This window comes from Cupriavidus pauculus, from assembly GCF_003854935.1.
Taxonomy (GTDB): Bacteria; Pseudomonadota; Gammaproteobacteria; order Burkholderiales; family Burkholderiaceae; genus Cupriavidus; species Cupriavidus pauculus_C.
The window spans coordinates 1,846,716-1,862,879 of sequence record NZ_CP033969.1 but is presented as its reverse complement, the minus strand read 5'-3'; the positions used below and the strand labels follow the sequence as shown (position 1 = coordinate 1,862,879).

At 57.3% G+C, this 16,164-nt stretch carries 12 protein-coding genes; 6 read left to right on the top strand and 6 right to left on the bottom strand.

All coding sequences use genetic code 11. The annotated features are described in order from the left end of the window. The first annotated feature begins 201 nt into the window (after nt 1-201). Entirely contained in the window at nt 202-1,182 is a 981-nt protein-coding gene (locus EHF44_RS10270) for a thymidylate synthase (RefSeq protein ID WP_124683653.1), read from the top strand. A 122-nt stretch (nt 1,183-1,304) separates the two neighbouring features. Here the strand turns inward: EHF44_RS10270 and EHF44_RS10265 are convergent, their stop codons facing one another. Beyond that, nucleotides 1,305-1,943, bottom strand: coding sequence for an HAD domain-containing protein (locus tag EHF44_RS10265; protein ID WP_124683652.1), 639 nt, complete (start codon nt 1,941-1,943; stop codon nt 1,305-1,307). A 631-nt stretch (nt 1,944-2,574) separates the two neighbouring features. On the opposite strand from EHF44_RS10265, the gene EHF44_RS10255 reads away from it, so the two are divergent. The 4 genes from EHF44_RS10255 to EHF44_RS10225 all read left to right on the top strand — a co-directional run bounded on the left by EHF44_RS10255 (nt 2,575) and on the right by EHF44_RS10225 (nt 11,265). Then, nucleotides 2,575-2,799 carry a hypothetical protein gene (locus tag EHF44_RS10255; RefSeq protein WP_124683650.1) on the top strand — a complete coding sequence of 75 codons (225 nt, stop codon included), beginning with the start codon at nt 2,575-2,577 and terminating at the stop codon, nt 2,797-2,799. A 1,990-nt stretch (nt 2,800-4,789) separates the two neighbouring features. Continuing rightward, complete coding sequence (locus tag EHF44_RS10240) at nt 4,790-6,631, top strand: type I restriction-modification system subunit M (protein WP_124683648.1); 1,842 nt, start codon at nt 4,790-4,792, stop codon at nt 6,629-6,631. After that, on the top strand, nt 6,628-7,968 hold the full coding sequence (locus tag EHF44_RS10235; protein ID WP_216643951.1) for a restriction endonuclease subunit S: 1,341 nt from the start codon (nt 6,628-6,630) through the stop codon (nt 7,966-7,968). Before EHF44_RS10240 ends, EHF44_RS10235 begins: the two co-directional genes overlap by 4 nt. Nucleotides 7,969-8,148: 180 nt before the next feature. Then, the gene (locus tag EHF44_RS10225; protein ID WP_124683647.1) at nt 8,149-11,265 is read left to right on the top strand and encodes a type I restriction endonuclease subunit R; all 3,117 of its coding nucleotides are present in this window, start codon (nt 8,149-8,151) and stop codon (nt 11,263-11,265) included. 276 nt (nt 11,266-11,541) lie between these two features. Here the strand turns inward: EHF44_RS10225 and EHF44_RS10220 are convergent, their stop codons facing one another. The 4 genes from EHF44_RS10220 to EHF44_RS10205 form a co-directional block, all read right to left on the bottom strand. Next, complete coding sequence (locus EHF44_RS10220) at nt 11,542-11,967, bottom strand: NUDIX domain-containing protein (RefSeq protein WP_124683646.1); 426 nt, start codon at nt 11,965-11,967, stop codon at nt 11,542-11,544. Between the two features lie 58 nt (nt 11,968-12,025). Further along, on the bottom strand, nt 12,026-12,337 hold the full coding sequence (locus EHF44_RS10215; RefSeq protein ID WP_124683645.1) for a hypothetical protein: 312 nt from the start codon (nt 12,335-12,337) through the stop codon (nt 12,026-12,028). Further along, entirely contained in the window at nt 12,334-12,609 is a 276-nt protein-coding gene (locus EHF44_RS10210) for a hypothetical protein (protein WP_124683644.1), read from the bottom strand. The genes EHF44_RS10215 and EHF44_RS10210 overlap by 4 nt, the downstream gene beginning before the upstream one ends. 69 nt (nt 12,610-12,678) lie before the next feature. After that, nucleotides 12,679-12,993 (bottom strand): H-NS histone family protein, encoded by a 315-nt coding sequence (locus EHF44_RS10205; protein WP_124683643.1) that lies wholly within the window; start codon nt 12,991-12,993, stop codon nt 12,679-12,681. A 254-nt stretch (nt 12,994-13,247) separates the two neighbouring features. Between EHF44_RS10205 and EHF44_RS10200 the strand changes: the two genes are divergently transcribed. Then, on the top strand, nt 13,248-14,450 hold the full coding sequence (locus tag EHF44_RS10200) for a HEPN-associated N-terminal domain-containing protein (protein WP_124683642.1): 1,203 nt from the start codon (nt 13,248-13,250) through the stop codon (nt 14,448-14,450). 74 nt (nt 14,451-14,524) lie between these two features. On the opposite strand, the gene EHF44_RS10195 is transcribed toward EHF44_RS10200, so the two are convergent. Then, complete coding sequence (locus EHF44_RS10195; RefSeq protein ID WP_124683641.1) at nt 14,525-16,108, bottom strand: hypothetical protein; 1,584 nt, start codon at nt 16,106-16,108, stop codon at nt 14,525-14,527. Between the last annotated feature and the right edge of the window lie 56 nt (nt 16,109-16,164).

Sequence of the window (16,164 nt, the reverse complement as noted above, 5' to 3'; positions counted from 1 at the left end):
TTCAGACCCTAGAGGCTCAAGCCGCAGATTGGAAACGCAGGGCGCTGGAAGCAGAGGCCCAACTACGCTCCGCTAGAACAGTAGTTTCGGCAAGCAAGACCAACGTTACGGTGCTGCCGTTAGCGCCGACGAGTAAGAATGAAAGTGAGCAGTAACGCCGACGCTATACCAAGCATCGATTCGGTGCTGCAAGGATAAGGAATGAATCAGTATCTCAACCTCGTACAGGATATCTTTGACAACGGCTCCTGGCAGGACAACCGGACAGGCATACGCACTCTAAGCATTCCAGGGGCGATGATGAAGTTCGACCTCCAGGAAGGATTCCCTGCCATCACGACGAAGAAGTTAGCCTTCAAATCAGCCATCGGAGAACTCGTTGGCTTCCTGCGAGGCTACCGCAATGCCGAGGATTTCCGAGGTCTTGGGTGTAAGGTTTGGGACCAGAATGCGAACGAGAACGCGCAATGGCTTGCGAACCCCTACAGGCTTCGGGAAAGCGATTTGGGCCCAGTCTATGGCGTTCAATGGCGCCAATGGCCGGCCTACAAGCTTATTGACTTAGCGCATCCGAAGAGCCACGCTCAAATCGCAGACGCCACCTCACGAGGCTACAGAACAATCGGCACTTTCGATAATGATGGAGAGCCGGCGACCCTACTTTATAAGGCTGTCGACCAGTTGAGACAATGTCTTGACACTATCATCAAGGACCCTGGTAGCCGACGCATTCTTTTCCATGGTTGGAACTGGGCCCAGCTGGAAGAGATGGCTCTTCCACCTTGCCATCTGCTCTATCAGTTCCTCGTGAACCCTTCGAAGAGAGAAATCAACCTGTGCCTTTACATCAGGTCAAACGACGTTGGACTTGGTACGCCCTTCAATCTCACTGAAGGTGCTGCGCTCCTGCATCTTGTGGGTCGGCTAACTGGCTATACGCCACGCTGGTTCACGTACTTCATCGGTGATGCGCATATCTACGAAAATCATGTGGAAATGCTTAGAGAGCAGTTGAGCCGTAAGCCATTCCCTGCGCCCCAATTGGTCCTCTCTGACCGAATCCCTGACTTTGCTGCCACTGGCAAGTATGAGCCGGAATGGTTGGAGCGTGTCGAGCCAACAGATTTCATGCTAGAGGGCTATAGGCACCATGCTTCTTTAACCGCTCCGATGGCTGTGTGAGCAGGAGACGTTGATGGAGCAGACGCCTCCATCAACGTTCGAACTCAGCTGGAGAAGCTCAAGTTGGCTTGGTCAATTTTGTATCTCAACAGCAGAGCACCGTCGCCAACCGAAATAGCTCCCTACAACCCTCCAAACTCGCGCAGCAGCTTCGCCTCCAAGTCTTCTAGCATCTCGCTGGCGGCGATGCCACGTTCAGGGTCGGCGCGCACGACCTTGTCTCGCACCCAAGTGGGCCACTCTTCCGGGCAGTCGTCTACCGCCACCCACCGCGCGGGCTGTCGTCTTTGTACATCTCGTATGACTTGGTCAGGCCGTGGGATGCTCTCAAACCAGGTCTTTCGCATTTCGCGTCGGTGAAACGTTCCGCCAATGCATCGCTTCTGCAGGCACCCAGACAGCCTCGATTTGGCGTGTTCGTAGTTACCCTTAATAAGCAGCCAAGATGTCGATAGGACAATACTGACATTGGGATACGGCTCTAGTGCGGCCTCCATGAGCGGCACGTTTTCGAACAACGTATGCCCTGGCCGGTGCAGGAGTTCGATTCCGTTGCGCGTGCGGTAAACCGAGTCAGGATGCAAGACGCCATCGTAGTCGACATAGAGCACGTGCAGCGGTGCTCCGGGTGGGTCCGCCGCCACCGATGAATCCTCTATGCTCATCTCATTCATCCGCTGACGCGTTGCTTGCAATTCGCCCGGCCCATCGATGTTTCCTCGTAGTGCTGATTGCGCAATTATCTTCACCGCGACCAGCATCTGCAAATCTCGAACCACGATTTCGGAGCGACTCGACAACGACCGGCAAGATTCCGCCGATTGCGTTGATACACTACATTTTTTGCACACTGGCAGCCGAGCCACACTCCCGTGTGGCGCTAAAATCGCCATACACATTGCGTCCCGCTCTCGCGAAATCAATCATGCTAAAAGTCACCGTGGAAGTCGTCGGGCCAGGACGCAATGGCCCGGGAAGGCAGATAGCGACGGCGTACATTGGCAGGCTCGAGCGTAGCGCTGTGGCTGACTACGCCGTGCAACTTAACGAGCCCCCGTTTGGCGATGGCGAGAAGCGGGCGCTGCATGGCTACCCTCGCTATGCATCGTCCGTCTTCGACTTGGTAGCTCGTGCGCTAGCAGTAGGATTGACCGGAACAGAAGAGCTGCCACCACGACCTCTGGCCCTGCGTGTTCCCATTCATCTGTCGGGAGACACCAGCTACGTTCGTCTCGGGGAAATCCTCGAGCCGGCAGTGACCTACTTCCGCAAGCACATCGAGTATTCGACGTGTCCAGTTATCGAGGAGGATTCCGAGCCGATGCAGTGCGCATATGCATCGGATTGGCTCTCCTTCTTGGCCCGCCGCCGATAGAAGGTTTGGACCGAGCAATGAGCATTGCACGAATTCACGAGGGCGATAGGAGCAAAGCTATCTGCCCGGATTGCGGAAAGGTCGTCGGCACGACCTTCGTTCGCAGGGATGTCTCCGTCGGTGACAGCAGAAAACGTGTTGCCGAGAACATCCTCGTAGCGGTGTGCGACGCCTGCGGCGAAGTCGTCGCAATCCCTTCTGAGTCCACGGCCGCTATATGTGAGGCGAACCGCGACGTCTAGTCGCAGTTCGCGCCCTTGGTGTTAAGCCTGCTCGGAAAGCGTATTCGCTGCGACAGCTGCGCCGCCGGATACGCCCGCACCAGCGACTGCGCCAGCTGCCGTCACAACCGCAGTACCGCCGGCCATCCCCATGCCGCCCGCTGCGAGACTGCCGCCGCCCAGGGCTGCGAGACCGGCCGAACTAACGGCTGCACCGGAGAGCGTTCCGCCTGCTACGCAGAGGCCTGCAGCGCTAGCTGCGGCACCGATAGCCGGAGTGAAGGCCAGGGCCGCACCTCCCGTGGCCACGGCGCCCAACACGACAGCGGCAGTGGTGCCGGGATTCTCGGATACGACGTCAGCAACCGCGCCGACGCCATCGGCCACCAAGTCAGTCCCAAAAACAGCTCTACCTGAAGCCGAGGTAGCCATCCGCATGCAGCGCAGCGCGAGCCGTGTCCACATAGGGTGAAAGGGCCGGCAGGCACTGTGGTGCACGCCAGCAGGTTCGTGGGAGGTCCATTACTAGCGCTCCTCCGGTGCCTTCCACGAGCGAAAGCGCTCTAGTGCATCGACGCTGCCAACTAGCTCCCGAGCTCGTCTTAGGCGTTCACGCATCTTGTTTTGTTCATCGGTGCCCAAGTCTTTCAATCCACGTTCGGCATCGGAGAAGAAGTCGGCCAATCGCCTCGACTGAGCCCAGCCGTCAGTGATTTGAAGGAGCTCCTCCGTACTGTCCTTCAATGCCTTCGCCGCTCGCTTCTCCGCTTCCTCTCGGCGCCATTGCTCGCGCTGGGCTTCCCAGCGCTGATGTTCAAGTTCAGCTTGCCGCTCGCCCTCCGCAGCTAACCTAGCGACTTCGGGAGCCTACTGTCTCAGTTCCTTCACAATGACTGGAATGAGACCCGTGATGTCACGGCCCGGTTTCTCCCGCCACTGCCGATTCCACTCCGCACGCCAGTATGGAGAGTAAGCCTGCAAGCAAAGGCGGCCGGTTGGAAAATCTTGTTTGCTGGTCCATCCTTGGTCAGAAACGTAACGTCGCCGCTTCGGAGGAACGTACTCACTGAGTCGCACGTATTCACCGTTGACGTACCTCACTTCCGCCTCTTCTGACATCTCAAAAATCGTTAGTCCGATGGCAACCGTACCGATGTAGACAACCGTGCAGCGACCAGGTGACCATCTGTCACGGTAGCTATTACCCTTCCGAGGTACTTCGCGCTCATCGAAATCACTTCGCGTGAGATGCTCTCCATGAGGTGCGATGACAACGCGATAGCCACCTTCTTCCAAGGTGAGGAACAACTCATTTGCGAACGAGAGAGCCTTATCAAGGCCTGTCTTGGTGGCGAGTATGTCAACAAGCAACCTCTTTCTTGGCTTGAGGTACCCAACGCCGTAAGCTACCCGGCCTTCTTCGAATAGTGCCTTGGCCCCGGGCACTAGGGCGTGCTCGGTGTTTGTCCGTTTGATGCGCTTGGCCCGCCGGCTGGGTCCGTCTGAGGGTGGCTCTGGGAGTAGGCGCCTAGTTCCCCACTGAGCGTCACCCCGAGCCCACACAAGCTCATCCCCAGGACGAGCGTCGGGAAGACTAGGCTTCGGGCGCGACTTTCCAACGGCCAACTTCGCCCAATATCCACGCTCGGGACGGGGAACATTGAGCAATGTACATACCCTGGCCATATAGCTGGACGAGACCTCGAACCGGGCGGCCACTTTTAGCATCGGTTCAGACCAGACAAGTTCGTATAGCGATTCGCGACTGACAACGCCTGAGGGCGACTCGAGGCTTCCGCCCTGGGACTGATTGCCACCGAAGGTGTCTCCTTTGTGCATACGTCAATTCCGTAATGAGCTTCCCACCCGGGCCTTCGGCCCTCTCCAACCGATTGCGCCGCCCGCAAGGTAAAATCCTTAGCGTATCCGCGCCCCACAAATCGGCCGCGACACCTTGGTCGCAGGGCTATAGAACGCCGCTGACCAATTGGCCGACAACGTCCCCGAGTAAATGAACCACCAAGCCCTATCCTCATTCATCTGGTCCGTTGCTGACCTGCTGCGTGGCGACTACAAACAATCCGAGTATGGTCGCGTCATCCTGCCGTTCACAGTCCTTCGCAGGCTGGACTGTGTACTGGAGCCCACGAAGGCGGCGGTGCTTGCGGAATTCGCATCCAAGTCCAAGGCTGGCCTCAACCCGGAGCCTTTTCTGCTGCGTTTGGCCGGCGACACCAAGTTTTACAATACCTCGCCACTTGACTTGGGCAAGCTGCTCGGCGACCAAGACCACATCCGTCAGAACCTCTACGCATACGTCCAAGGGTTCTCGCCAGCGGCTCGCGACATCTTCGAGCGCTTCGACTTCTACACCCAGGTCGAACGGCTCGCCAAGGCCAACCTCCTCTACCTGGTCACCGAGAAATTCGCAAACATCGACCTACACCCGGCGACCGTGGACAACGCCCAGATGGGGCTGGTCTTCGAGGAACTGATTCGGAAGTTTGCCGAAATCTCGAACGAGACTGCCGGGGAGCACTTTACCCCACGCGAGGTCATCCGGTTGATGGTCAACCTGCTGTTCATCGAGGACGACGATGTGCTGACGCCCGGCAATGCCGTGGTGCGCACCATCTATGACCCCACGGCGGGCACGGGCGGCATGCTGTCGGTGGCAGGCGAATACCTGCTGGAGCACAACCCGGCCGCCCGCTTGACCATGTTTGGCCAGGAGCTCAACGACGAGTCCTACGCTATCTGCAAAGCGGACATGCTCATCAAGGGCCAGGACGTCGCGAACATTGTCTCGGGCAACACGCTGTCCGATGACGGCCATGGCGGACGCAAGTTCGACTACATGCTCTCCAATCCTCCGTTTGGCGTCGAGTGGAAGAAGGTAGAGAAGTCCGTACGCCAGGAGCATGAACAGAAAGGCTTCGACGGGCGCTTCGGGCCCGGGCTGCCACGCGTGTCAGACGGCTCGATGCTGTTCCTGATGCACCTGTTGTCGAAGATGCGCCCCGCCCGGGAGGGAGGTAGCCGCTTCGGCATCGTGCTGAATGGCTCCCCGCTGTTCACTGGCGGAGCCGGCAGCGGCGAGAGCGAAGTTCGCCGTTACGTGCTGGAGAACGACCTAGTGGAGGCCATCGTCGGTTTGCCGACCGACATGTTCTACAACACGGGGATTTCCACGTACGTGTGGATTCTGTCGAACAAGAAGCCGGATGACCGCAAGGGCTACGTCCAGCTCATCGACGCTTCAAGTTTCTGGCAAAAGATGCGCAAGAGCCTCGGCAGCAAACGCAAGGAACTCAGCGACGACCATATCGATATGGTGACTCAGCTGTTCGGCAATTTCCTTGAGGCGGAGCTGGCGACAGTGCTGGACTCCGAGGGCAAGGAAGTCGGCCGCTACGTAGTGGCCGCCACCGCAAGCGTGCCTGATGCGCCTGCCGGTGGCAAAGTAAAGCTGACGCCTATCTCTCGCATCTTCAAGAACGAGGAGTTCGGCTACGCGACGATTACCGTGGAGCGCCCGTTGCGCGACGAGCAGGGCCAGGTGGTACTCGGCGCCAAAGGCAAGCAGAAGGGCAAACCGCAGGCTGACAGCGCGCTGCGTGACACCGAGAATGTACCGCTCTCGGAGGACATCGAAGCCTACTTCAAACGTGAGGTGCTTCCGCATGCGCCGGATGCATGGATTGATGAGGATAAGAGCAAGGTCGGCTATGAAATCCCATTCAACCGGCATTTTTATGTGTTCGAACCGCCGCGCGGCCTGCACGAGATTGATGAGGAGCTTAAAGCGGTGTCGGCCAACATCATGAAGATGCTCGAGGAGTTAGCCGAATGAGTTTGCCGAGATATCCGAAGTACAAGGACAGCAGGGTCGAGTGGTTAGGGGAGGTGCCGGCGCATTGGGTGTGCGCCCGTCTTGCCACGATTTTCCGTGAGGTGAACGAGCCTGGGAATGATGACCTGCCTGTCCTGAGCGTTTCCATTCACGAAGGAGTCTCAGATAGAGAGCTCGACGAAAAAGAGATGGAAAGGAAGGTTACGAGGAGTGATGACCGCTCAAAATACAAAGCTGTAGCCCCGGGAGACCTTACCTACAACATGATGAGGGCATGGCAGGGCGGATTCGGCACGGTCACCGTACACGGCATGGTGAGTCCGGCCTATGTCGTCGCTCGTCCAATGTGCGACTCCCTGACGTCCCACATCGAAATGCTCCTGCGAACACCGACAGCTATTGCGGAAATAAAGAGGTATTCGCGAGGAATTACAGACTTTCGTCTTCGCCTGTACTGGGAGGACTTTAAGGGTCTCCAAATTGCCTTGCCCCCTATGGCAGAGCAATTAGCTATCGCCGCCTTCCTCGACCACGAGACTGGCAAGATTGATGCGCTGGTTGCTGAGCAGGAAAAGCTCCTGACTCTGCTGGCAGAAAAGCGCCAGGCCACCATCTCGCACGCCGTCACCCGTGGCCTCAAACCAGACGCGCCGATGAAGGACTCTGGCGTGGCCTGGCTGGGTGAGGTGCCGGCGCATTGGGACGTGAAGCCGCTTCGCTACTGCATCAGCTTTCAGGAAGGCCCAGGAATCCTGGCAGTCGATTTCCATGATGAGGGCGTCCCGCTACTGAGAGTTTCCGGCGTTCAACAATATTGGGCAAGTCTCGAGGGATGTAATTATCTAGACCCTGAGAGGGTCGCTGAAAAGTGGGAGCACTTTCGCCTCGAGAAGGACGACCTCTTAATCAGTGCGAGTGCAAGCATGGGTACAGTATGCGAAGTGGGCAATGAGACAGTTGGTGCAATTCCTTACACTGGTCTTATTAGGCTTCGAGGCATTCCGGGGGAAATGAGGAAAGGATTTATTCGGCATTTGGCAATTTCCAACCAATTCTCTATTCAGATTGAGCTTCTTAAGGCTGGCGCAACAATTCAGCACTTTGGACCAACGCACCTTAGCCAGATGGTTGTGGCTAAGCCGCCGATTGAGGAACAAGAGCAAATATCAGAATTCGTCGATTCCGAACTCTTGAAATTCGACGCCCTCAAGGCCGAAGCCAACCGCGCCATCGACCTACTCAAAGAACGCCGCAGTGCTCTGATTGCTGCTGCGGTTACCGGCAAAATCGACGTGCGTGGCGCAGTGGCACAGCAGCAAGAGGAGCTGGCCGCATGAGCGACAGTCCGTGATGTCAGCCAAATCAGTCACTGGGGCACGGGTGACCTCGAAGTGAGTCTGCATACTCTGGCGGACTTGGAGCGCGCCAAGCCACTGATGGAGCGCAGTTACTCGGAAGGCTAGAGGACGCTCCGCCCGCCCCATCCAAGAACAATATCGAACGCATACGGGTCATCCATGAGCAACCTGCACCAGGAACACCACTTCGAAGCAGAAATCTGCCAATCTCTGGCCGCCAATGGTTGGCTTTATGCCGAAGGCGATGCGGCGCACTACGATCGCGCCAATGCGCTCTTCTTGCCCGACCTATTAGCGTGGATTGAGGGGACCCAGTCTGACACCTGGCAGCGCCTGACCAAGACTCACGGCTTCGCCCTCAAGGAGCGCCTGGCCGAGCGAGTGCGCAAGAGCCTCAATGAGCGCGGCACGCTGGACGTTCTGCGCCGTGGAGTGGAAATGCTAGGGCTGAAGGAGCCGCTTTCGCTGGTGCAGTTCAAGCCGGCGCTGGCCATCAATCCGGTCATCCTGCAGCACTTCGCCGCCAACCGCCTGCGCGTGGTGCGCCAGGTGCGGCATTCACCGAACCACCCGCAGGACGCACTGGACCTGGTACTGTTCGTCAACGGCATCCCGGTCGCCACCGCCGAGCTGAAGTCGGACTTCACGCAATGTGTGCAGGATGCGGTGGACCAGTATCGCTTTGACCGTCATCCGCAGCCCAAGGGTGGGCAGTTGGAACCGTTGCTGGGCTTTCCTGGCGGAGCACTCGTGCACTTCGCGGTAAGCCAAGCTGAAGTGATGATGACAACGCGGCTGGCTGGGCCGGCCACGCATTTCCTGCCGTTCAACCGAGGCAACGCAGGCGCGGCTGGCAACGCACCGAACCCCGATGGCTTCGCCACCGCCTACCTGTGGGAGGAGGTGTGGGCGCGCGAGAGCTGGCTCGACATCCTGCACCGCTACCTGATTGGCAAGCGCGACGATAAGAAGCAGCTGAAAGGCGTCATCTTCCCCCGCTATCACCAACTCGATGCCACACGCAAGCTGGTGGCCGATGTCTTGGGGAAAGGTCCTGGTCAGCGATACCTCATTCAGCATTCGGCAGGCTCGGGCAAGACGAATTCGATTGCCTGGACCGCACACTTCCTCGCGGACCTGCACGACGCTGAGCACCGCAAGTTGTTCGACAGCGTGCTGGTGGTATCGGACCGCACTGTGCTCGACGCTCAGCTGCAGGAAGCTATCTTCGACTTCGAGCGCACGACCGGTGTGGTAGCCACTATCACTAATGAGCACGGGAGCAAGAGCGCGCAACTGGGCCAGGCGCTTAAGGACGGTAAGAAAATCATCGTCTGTACCATCCAGACTTTCCCGTTCGCCTTGCAAGCGGTTCAGGAACTGGCGGCGACCGAAGGCAAGCGCTTCGCCGTCATCGCAGACGAAGCCCACAGCTCGCAGACTGGCGAGTCGGCGGCCAAGCTCAAGCAGCTGCTGTCAGCCGAAGAATGGGCCGAGTTGCAGGATGGCGGTGAAATTGACACCGAAGTGGTATTGGCAGCCCAAATGGAGGCGCGCACCGGCACCAAGGGGCTGACCTACGTGGCCTTCACCGCTACCCCCAAGCAGAAGACACTGGAGCTCTTTGGCCGACCCAGTCTGGACGGGATGCCGCAGCCCTTCCACGTGTACTCGATGCGCCAGGCCATCGAGGAGGGCTTCATTCTCGATGTCCTGAAAAACTACACGACCTACAAGCTCGCGTTCAAGCTGGCCCATGATGGACAGGAATACGACGAGAAGGAGGTCGAGCGCAGTGCCGCGATGAAGGGAATCATGCAGTGGGTCCGGCTGCACCCGTACAACATCACGCAGAAGGTGCAAATCGTCGTCGAGCACTACCGAGAGAACGTTCAGCCTCTGCTGGAGGGCAAGGCCAAAGCAATGGTCGTGGTAGGCAGCCGTAAGGAAGCCGTACGTTGGCAGAAGGCGATTCGCGCCTATATCCAGAAACAGAACTATCCACTGGGCGTCTTGGTAGCGTTCTCCGGCGAAATTGACGACCCTGAGAGCTACCCAGCGCCGGTCACCGAGTCCAGCAAAGACCTGAATCCTGGCCTCAAGGGGCGCGACATCCGTGACGCATTCGCCGAGCCCGAGTATCACCTGCTCCTCGTTGCGAACAAGTTCCAGACCGGCTTTGACCAGCCTTTGCTGTGCGGTATGTACGTCGACAAGATGCTCGGGGGCATCCAGGCAGTGCAGACTTTGTCTCGGCTAAACCGCGCACTTCCTGGCAAGGACACTACCTACATCCTCGACTTCGTTAACGACGCCGGCGACATCCTGAAGGCGTTCAAGACTTACTATGAGACCGCCGAATTGGAGGCCACCACCGACCCGCATCATGTCTACGACCTGCGCGCCAAGCTTGATGCCGCTGGTTACTACGATGACTTTGAGGTCGACCGTGTGGCGAAGGTTGAATTGGACCCGAAAGGCACGCAGGCGCAGTTGAGCACTGCCATAGCGCCAGTGGCCGACCGTCTGCTCAAGCGTTACAGGGCAGCGCAGGAGGACAAGGCAGCCGCCGAAGCCAAGCAGGAGGACAAGGCCGCGCAGGCCGCTAAGAACACACTCGATGCGCTGGTCCTGTTCAAGAACGATATGGGCGCGTTTGTGCGCTTGTATGCCTTCCTATCGCAGATTTTCGATTACGGAAACACGGATATTGAGAAGCGCTTCCTGGTTTACAAGCGACTCATCCCGCTGCTGGAGTTCGGCCGAGAACGCGATATTGTCGACCTGTCCAAGGTCGTGTTAACCCACCATAGCCTAAGGAATACAGGCCGCCAGTCGTTGAGCCTGAATCAAGGCGAAGCTCCCAAGCTACCCCCGATGGACGCCGTCGGCAGTGGAGCGGTTCAGGACAAGCAGCGGGCCTTGCTCGACGAAATCATTCAGAAGGTCAACGGGCTGTTCGAAGGTGACCTCACCAATGACGACCAACTTGTGTATGTCAACGGCGTACTCAAGGGCAAGCTGCTTGAAAACGAGACGCTTGTTCAGCAGGCCATGAGTAATAGCAAAGAGCAGTTCGCCAACTCACCGGACCTCAAGGACGCGCTATTGCACGCCATCATGGATGCGCTCGACGCTCACAATACGATGAGCACACAGGCTCTCGGCTCGGAGAGGGTGCGGGAAGGGCTCAAAGAGATTCTGCTTGGGCCCGCGCAGCTATATGAGGCACTAAGAGCAACCTCGGCAAACCACCACGGGGCAGCACGAATATAGGATGCTCGGCGGCGTACGCGCTGTCGGCAGTCGTGCACCCGGGGAGTCAAGGGAGCGGTTACCTCCCTAATATGGCGCCCCGGAGACCGGCAAGACCAGGTCAGGACGCAGCCGCATCTGGGGTGCCTCGGCGAACGACCTCACCGCCTCTGCATTGCAGAAGAAGAGTAAGGAGCCGAGCTCTCGTCTTACCTGACCAGAATGCAATATCTCCAGCGTTCTGAACGCCAGGTTCCACGGACATCTGGCTTCTGGGATGACAGTGCCGCGGCCAAGTCAAACGCTCGCGGTACCAACGATATCCTGCGCCCAACGCAGCGTCGGCCAGAACCGTGGTGGCAACAGCTCTTGGGCTCTATCAAGCGGTACCCATCGAAACTCGTGATGTTCGGGGCGACCCAGTTCGGCACTGACCGGAAGGCTCACATCACCGTGGCTCGACAGCGCAAGATATAGGCGCGCGACCTTTCCCTTCGAATACGGCTCGGTCTCGCGATAGTCCCCGCCCCAAGGCAAATCCAGCTCAGACAACCCCGTTTCCTCTCTGGCCTCGCGCAGTGCCGCTTGCAACGGTTCTTCGCCGGGGTTAGGCTGCCCTTTCGGGAAGTCCCAGTTCCGATACGCGCGCAGGACTAGGCAATGCCACTGGCCATCGAATTGCCGCATCACTACCAGGCCTGCTGAACGCTTTACTACGGTCATTTTCCAATAGGTTTGCAGCGATGGTCAGCCAGGGTTCGCTCGGCGAAACGGGTGTCCCTCAGACCCCGCTCAGTCGTCGGCCAGGATAAAGGTGCTCCCCATATTTCGTCACAATATTCAAGAAATGGACTGATAGCTGCTCCGCCTCTTCAACCTGAGCAACAAATTCGTCCAGGGTCAGCTCAATTGATTTGTCCTCGCGATTTGGCGACATATCCCAGTCGAGCGGCACGAAGACAAGCAGCGGTGTTGCGTCGCAGAGGCGGCCAGACTCGGCATGTAAGTGCTTTCCCGGCACGCCCCACCGCCCGTGAGCGTACTCGTTCCGGAATCCTCGAGCCTTGTGAGCGCGCTCAAACCAGCCGCTCATTGCTCTTGCCCCTCATCATTAGCATCTGACCATGCGGCGGCCACCAATTGCTCCAGGACTCTCAGCCGTTCGTCAAGCTTTGGGGTTCTAGGTTTTAGCAGTGCACGAATCCTTGAGTCGTCCTCATGGCCCCAATAGCGCAACTGCAGCCCTATATTGAAGTCCAACCTGGCGATGGCATGGACGAGCCAGCCGAGCAGTAGATGAAACGCACTCTCGAAGTCGGTCTCCGCAATCTGACGCCAGGCATCTACACGCTTGGATGAAACCATAGATAGTTCTCTGTCGAGCCTAACGTGTGCGATGTTGCTTTAGACATGGCGTCTCGCGCGATTGACGGCTCACTCTTCAGCGATGAGGAACCGATTCGGATTCTTCCCAAGCCATGCCGGTGTCCTGCCACGCCCCGACCAGGTCTTGCCAGTCTTCGGGTCGCGATACTTTGGTGGTAGGGGTTCCTTCGCAACCTTCGTTGCTCCGCTACCAGCAGGCCGGCCACGACGACGCTTTCCCGCGATGTCGTCCACGGACAGGCCATACTCATCCATCAAGGCGCGGATTCTCTCAATCACGCCTGCGACTTCTGAGGCATGCATTTCTACAAGCTGAGCCTCGAGAGCTTCTTTTTGTGCCAGCAGCTGCTTGTACGTTGCCATGAATTCTCCTGTTTGGGCGGCGTTCTAATAATAGCGCGGACATGTATCTCAAACGCGTCGGATACAGATACACTTTATCGGCTACGTTCCTATTGACAACACAGTCGCGAATTCAAGTCGCTAGACATTGGCTCGGTATGGCACGAGATGCCACGCGTTCGCCGAAAAGCATACGTTGATTGCGTGCGAATTGGAAAGTAGACGTTCTCGAAGTTATTCGACGTAACTATATATTCAGTTCTAGGGAGAGGTACATGGGCCGTGCCAAGGCAGCCTGGGAGGAGGCTCAGGAGCGTGGGTGGACTACTTGCGATAACTTTGTTTGCGCAGACTGCGTTGAAGACGAGTACCTGAGGGAAACCATCTCTGCCAATGTCACAGTGTGTACTTGCGATTACTGCAACGAGACAGCGGAGGAGCCAATCGCAGCACCAGTCTCCTGCATTCAGGAGGAAATTGCTCGGACAGTCGGCTACTTCTATTGCGAACCAACGGCAGCAGGGGTCCCCTATGAATCCGCAGAAGGTGGCTGGCAGACCGGCTTGTCACATACAAGCGATGTCTTGTTTTCGTTGGGCCTCTCCTGTAACGACGCATTGTTCAGTGACATCCAGACGAGCTTTACCACGGATTTTTGGGCACCCTCTGCTCAAGGTCACTGGGCTTCGTCACACCCGCATGAGATGTTGAGCGGCTCTTGGGACTCATTTGTCGAGCTTGTGAAGCACAGGACGCGCTACTTCTTTTCCCAACCAGGGCATGCACAGGACGCTTGGAATCGGGAACTGGGACCTGCTGAGCTTTTAGCCCAGATTGGTAACTTTGCACTCGAACTCGATTTATGCAAGCAGATTGACGCAGACTCCCTGTTGTATCGCGCACGTATCTGGACAGACCAAGACCTGACTCCCGAAGCTGAGACCATGGGCGCTCCACCGCCCGATAAGGCCGCTGCGGGACGTATGAATCCTGCTGGAATCTCATACTTGTATCTCGCGAGGGAACAACAGACGGCGCTCGCCGAAACTCTGTCTCGACCTCCTTGCGTTGGAGCCCTAGCGCAGTTCAGAGTCAGCAGGCCTCTTCGTGTTTTGGACCTGGCCGTGCTGCCTTCGATGCCATCCCTATTTGACAATGAGCGTCGTGGCGAGTGGACCGCGTTGACGTTCCTCGAGGGATTTGTTGAAGCAATCACCACCCCAGTAGCGAAGGACGGCAGAGAACATATCAACTATGTCCCCTCCCAAGTTGTCTCAGAGTACTTCGCAAAGATGTTTCAGGATGAGCGTGGCGAGCAGCTGGACGGCATCGTCTATCAGAGTACCGTGCGACCATCCGGCCAAAATGTCGTTCTGTTTCCAAACGATAGCGGTACGTTTGAGGACAAGGTTGTCTTCGAGTCCGGCTGCACCGCCAGCATCGCAGATTGGCCAACCCTTCTGGCTGAATTGAAATGACGGCCTGTCATTTAATCGCCCCCTTTGCGTGCCCGAAGGACAATGCTTCATGGAAGAGAACATCGAATCAGGATTCACTCCGCTAGGGCGTTTTGGATGGCTTCTTCGAAGTCCTCAGTCTCCATTCGTAAAATGTAGTCCACCTCAGCGTACGTAGCATCGAGAGCTAGCAGATAGGTACGCTTACCGCGCATGCTAAAGGGCCGAACCATTGCCATCTTGATTGCCGCAAGGAGCGCCACGAGGTTTGGCGCTTGCTTTACGCGGCTGTAAGTTCGCACCACCATAGTCAACAACTCTTCCTTGAGTCGGTGAGATACCTTCTCGGAGGAGAGGATTGCTTCCATAACCCCACCAAGAGCTTTAGCTGCTTCGAACGCAATATAGACGTGGTCGCCTTCGAGCTGGTCCTGCATCACCACTCCACGGTCTCGCGTCAGCTTAATCGCCTCTTCGACCCAGTCAGAGGCGGCGTCGACTATCTCATAGAGCAGATAGCTGAATGGCGTCGCAAATTCCTCCCACTCATCCTCCTCGACTGCTTCACGAGCGTTCTCAAGTATGCGGTTCGTGAAGTGCGGTAGGTAATGCAGCCAGAGATGGTCCGGTAAGCGCTGGTGAAGGCCTTCGAGAACCATGATGCGGAAGAACCGAATTCCGCTGTCGATAGGGCAGTGGAATCGGCCCACATCGGAGTATGTGAGCAGCGGCCCATTCAGGTGGTCAACGAGCGCACGGTCATAGCTGATGCGCGAAAGCATGGCCTCGCCCAGCGACCGGTACACAGCTAGGTCCTTGGCGAGCCCTACATCGGCGAGATAGAACGAGATGAGTTGGTTCTCATCAGGAATATGAAGGCGATGGTCTGCACCAGCCAAGTTCTGGTTATTCTTCAACTCGGCAAAGAACACGCTGCCGTCGTCGGCGAGAAGGGCCTCGAAAAAGTTATCTTGAAACTCCTCCGCAAGGCGTTCTGTTTCTACCACCTTCATCACATCAAGACACAGATAAGGATACGCACGCGCAAGGTAAGCTACCAGGCCTCTGGAAGCGAGCAACATCTTAACGACGTTTGTCGCGTCTCGGCGAACAGTCTCCGAGGGCTGAATTTCCTGCGACAAGCGAGAACGCACTTTGCGAAATGAGCGAAGGAAGAAATTCGGCAGCGGCGGTGCCGCCACGTTCGTAAACTCCCATTCCCAGGGACGTGGCGGGGATTCTGGACGAATCCAAACCGAGAGGCGTTCTCTCAAGTCGGGGACGCTGGCAATATCCACGACCGTCTTGAGATGTAGTTCCAATAGCTGTCCGAGCTCTTCGAATTTCCGGGCATGAAGCAGCGACGTCGCAAGTTTCTCGAACAGTGGCAAGCTCCGCCGGCTCAGCCTAGTTTTCCTGGAGCGAAGATAAATGTAGATGGCGAGCGACAAGAACAACAGGTACATCGCCCCATTCTTGTCGAGCCCCCACCTCCACGGTCCGAAATCTGGATACGCATGCACAGTCCGCAGAACATGCTCGAAGACAAGAACGTGGATTGCCAACGCGCCTGCCCAGATAACGAGCCAGTCGAAACGAGAGAAGCTGAGGCGAAATGTCAGCGTGGAGGTCGCCGGCACGACCGCCCAAACAGCAGCAATGATGCCAAGCATGGTCATCAAGGAGCTTGTATCTATCAAGTTGAGTCCCTTCGAACGATGATTGCTTTAACGAG

Excerpts from the sequence above, each read along its gene's own strand:
- EHF44_RS10270 (WP_124683653.1), top strand. The coding sequence starts at position 202 with ATGAATCAGTATCTCAACCTCGTACAGGATATCTTTGACAACGGCTCC.
- EHF44_RS10265 (WP_124683652.1), bottom strand. The coding sequence starts at position 1,943 with ATGCTGGTCGCGGTGAAGATAATTGCGCAATCAGCACTACGAGGAAAC.
- EHF44_RS10255 (WP_124683650.1), top strand. The coding sequence starts at position 2,575 with ATGAGCATTGCACGAATTCACGAGGGCGATAGGAGCAAAGCTATCTGC.
- EHF44_RS10240 (WP_124683648.1), top strand. The coding sequence starts at position 4,790 with ATGAACCACCAAGCCCTATCCTCATTCATCTGGTCCGTTGCTGACCTG.
- EHF44_RS10235 (WP_216643951.1), top strand. The coding sequence starts at position 6,628 with ATGAGTTTGCCGAGATATCCGAAGTACAAGGACAGCAGGGTCGAGTGG.
- EHF44_RS10225 (WP_124683647.1), top strand. The coding sequence starts at position 8,149 with ATGAGCAACCTGCACCAGGAACACCACTTCGAAGCAGAAATCTGCCAA.
- EHF44_RS10220 (WP_124683646.1), bottom strand. The coding sequence starts at position 11,967 with ATGACCGTAGTAAAGCGTTCAGCAGGCCTGGTAGTGATGCGGCAATTC.
- EHF44_RS10215 (WP_124683645.1), bottom strand. The coding sequence starts at position 12,337 with ATGAGCGGCTGGTTTGAGCGCGCTCACAAGGCTCGAGGATTCCGGAAC.
- EHF44_RS10210 (WP_124683644.1), bottom strand. The coding sequence starts at position 12,609 with ATGGTTTCATCCAAGCGTGTAGATGCCTGGCGTCAGATTGCGGAGACC.
- EHF44_RS10205 (WP_124683643.1), bottom strand. The coding sequence starts at position 12,993 with ATGGCAACGTACAAGCAGCTGCTGGCACAAAAAGAAGCTCTCGAGGCT.
- EHF44_RS10200 (WP_124683642.1), top strand. The coding sequence starts at position 13,248 with ATGGGCCGTGCCAAGGCAGCCTGGGAGGAGGCTCAGGAGCGTGGGTGG.
- EHF44_RS10195 (WP_124683641.1), bottom strand. The coding sequence starts at position 16,108 with ATGACCATGCTTGGCATCATTGCTGCTGTTTGGGCGGTCGTGCCGGCG.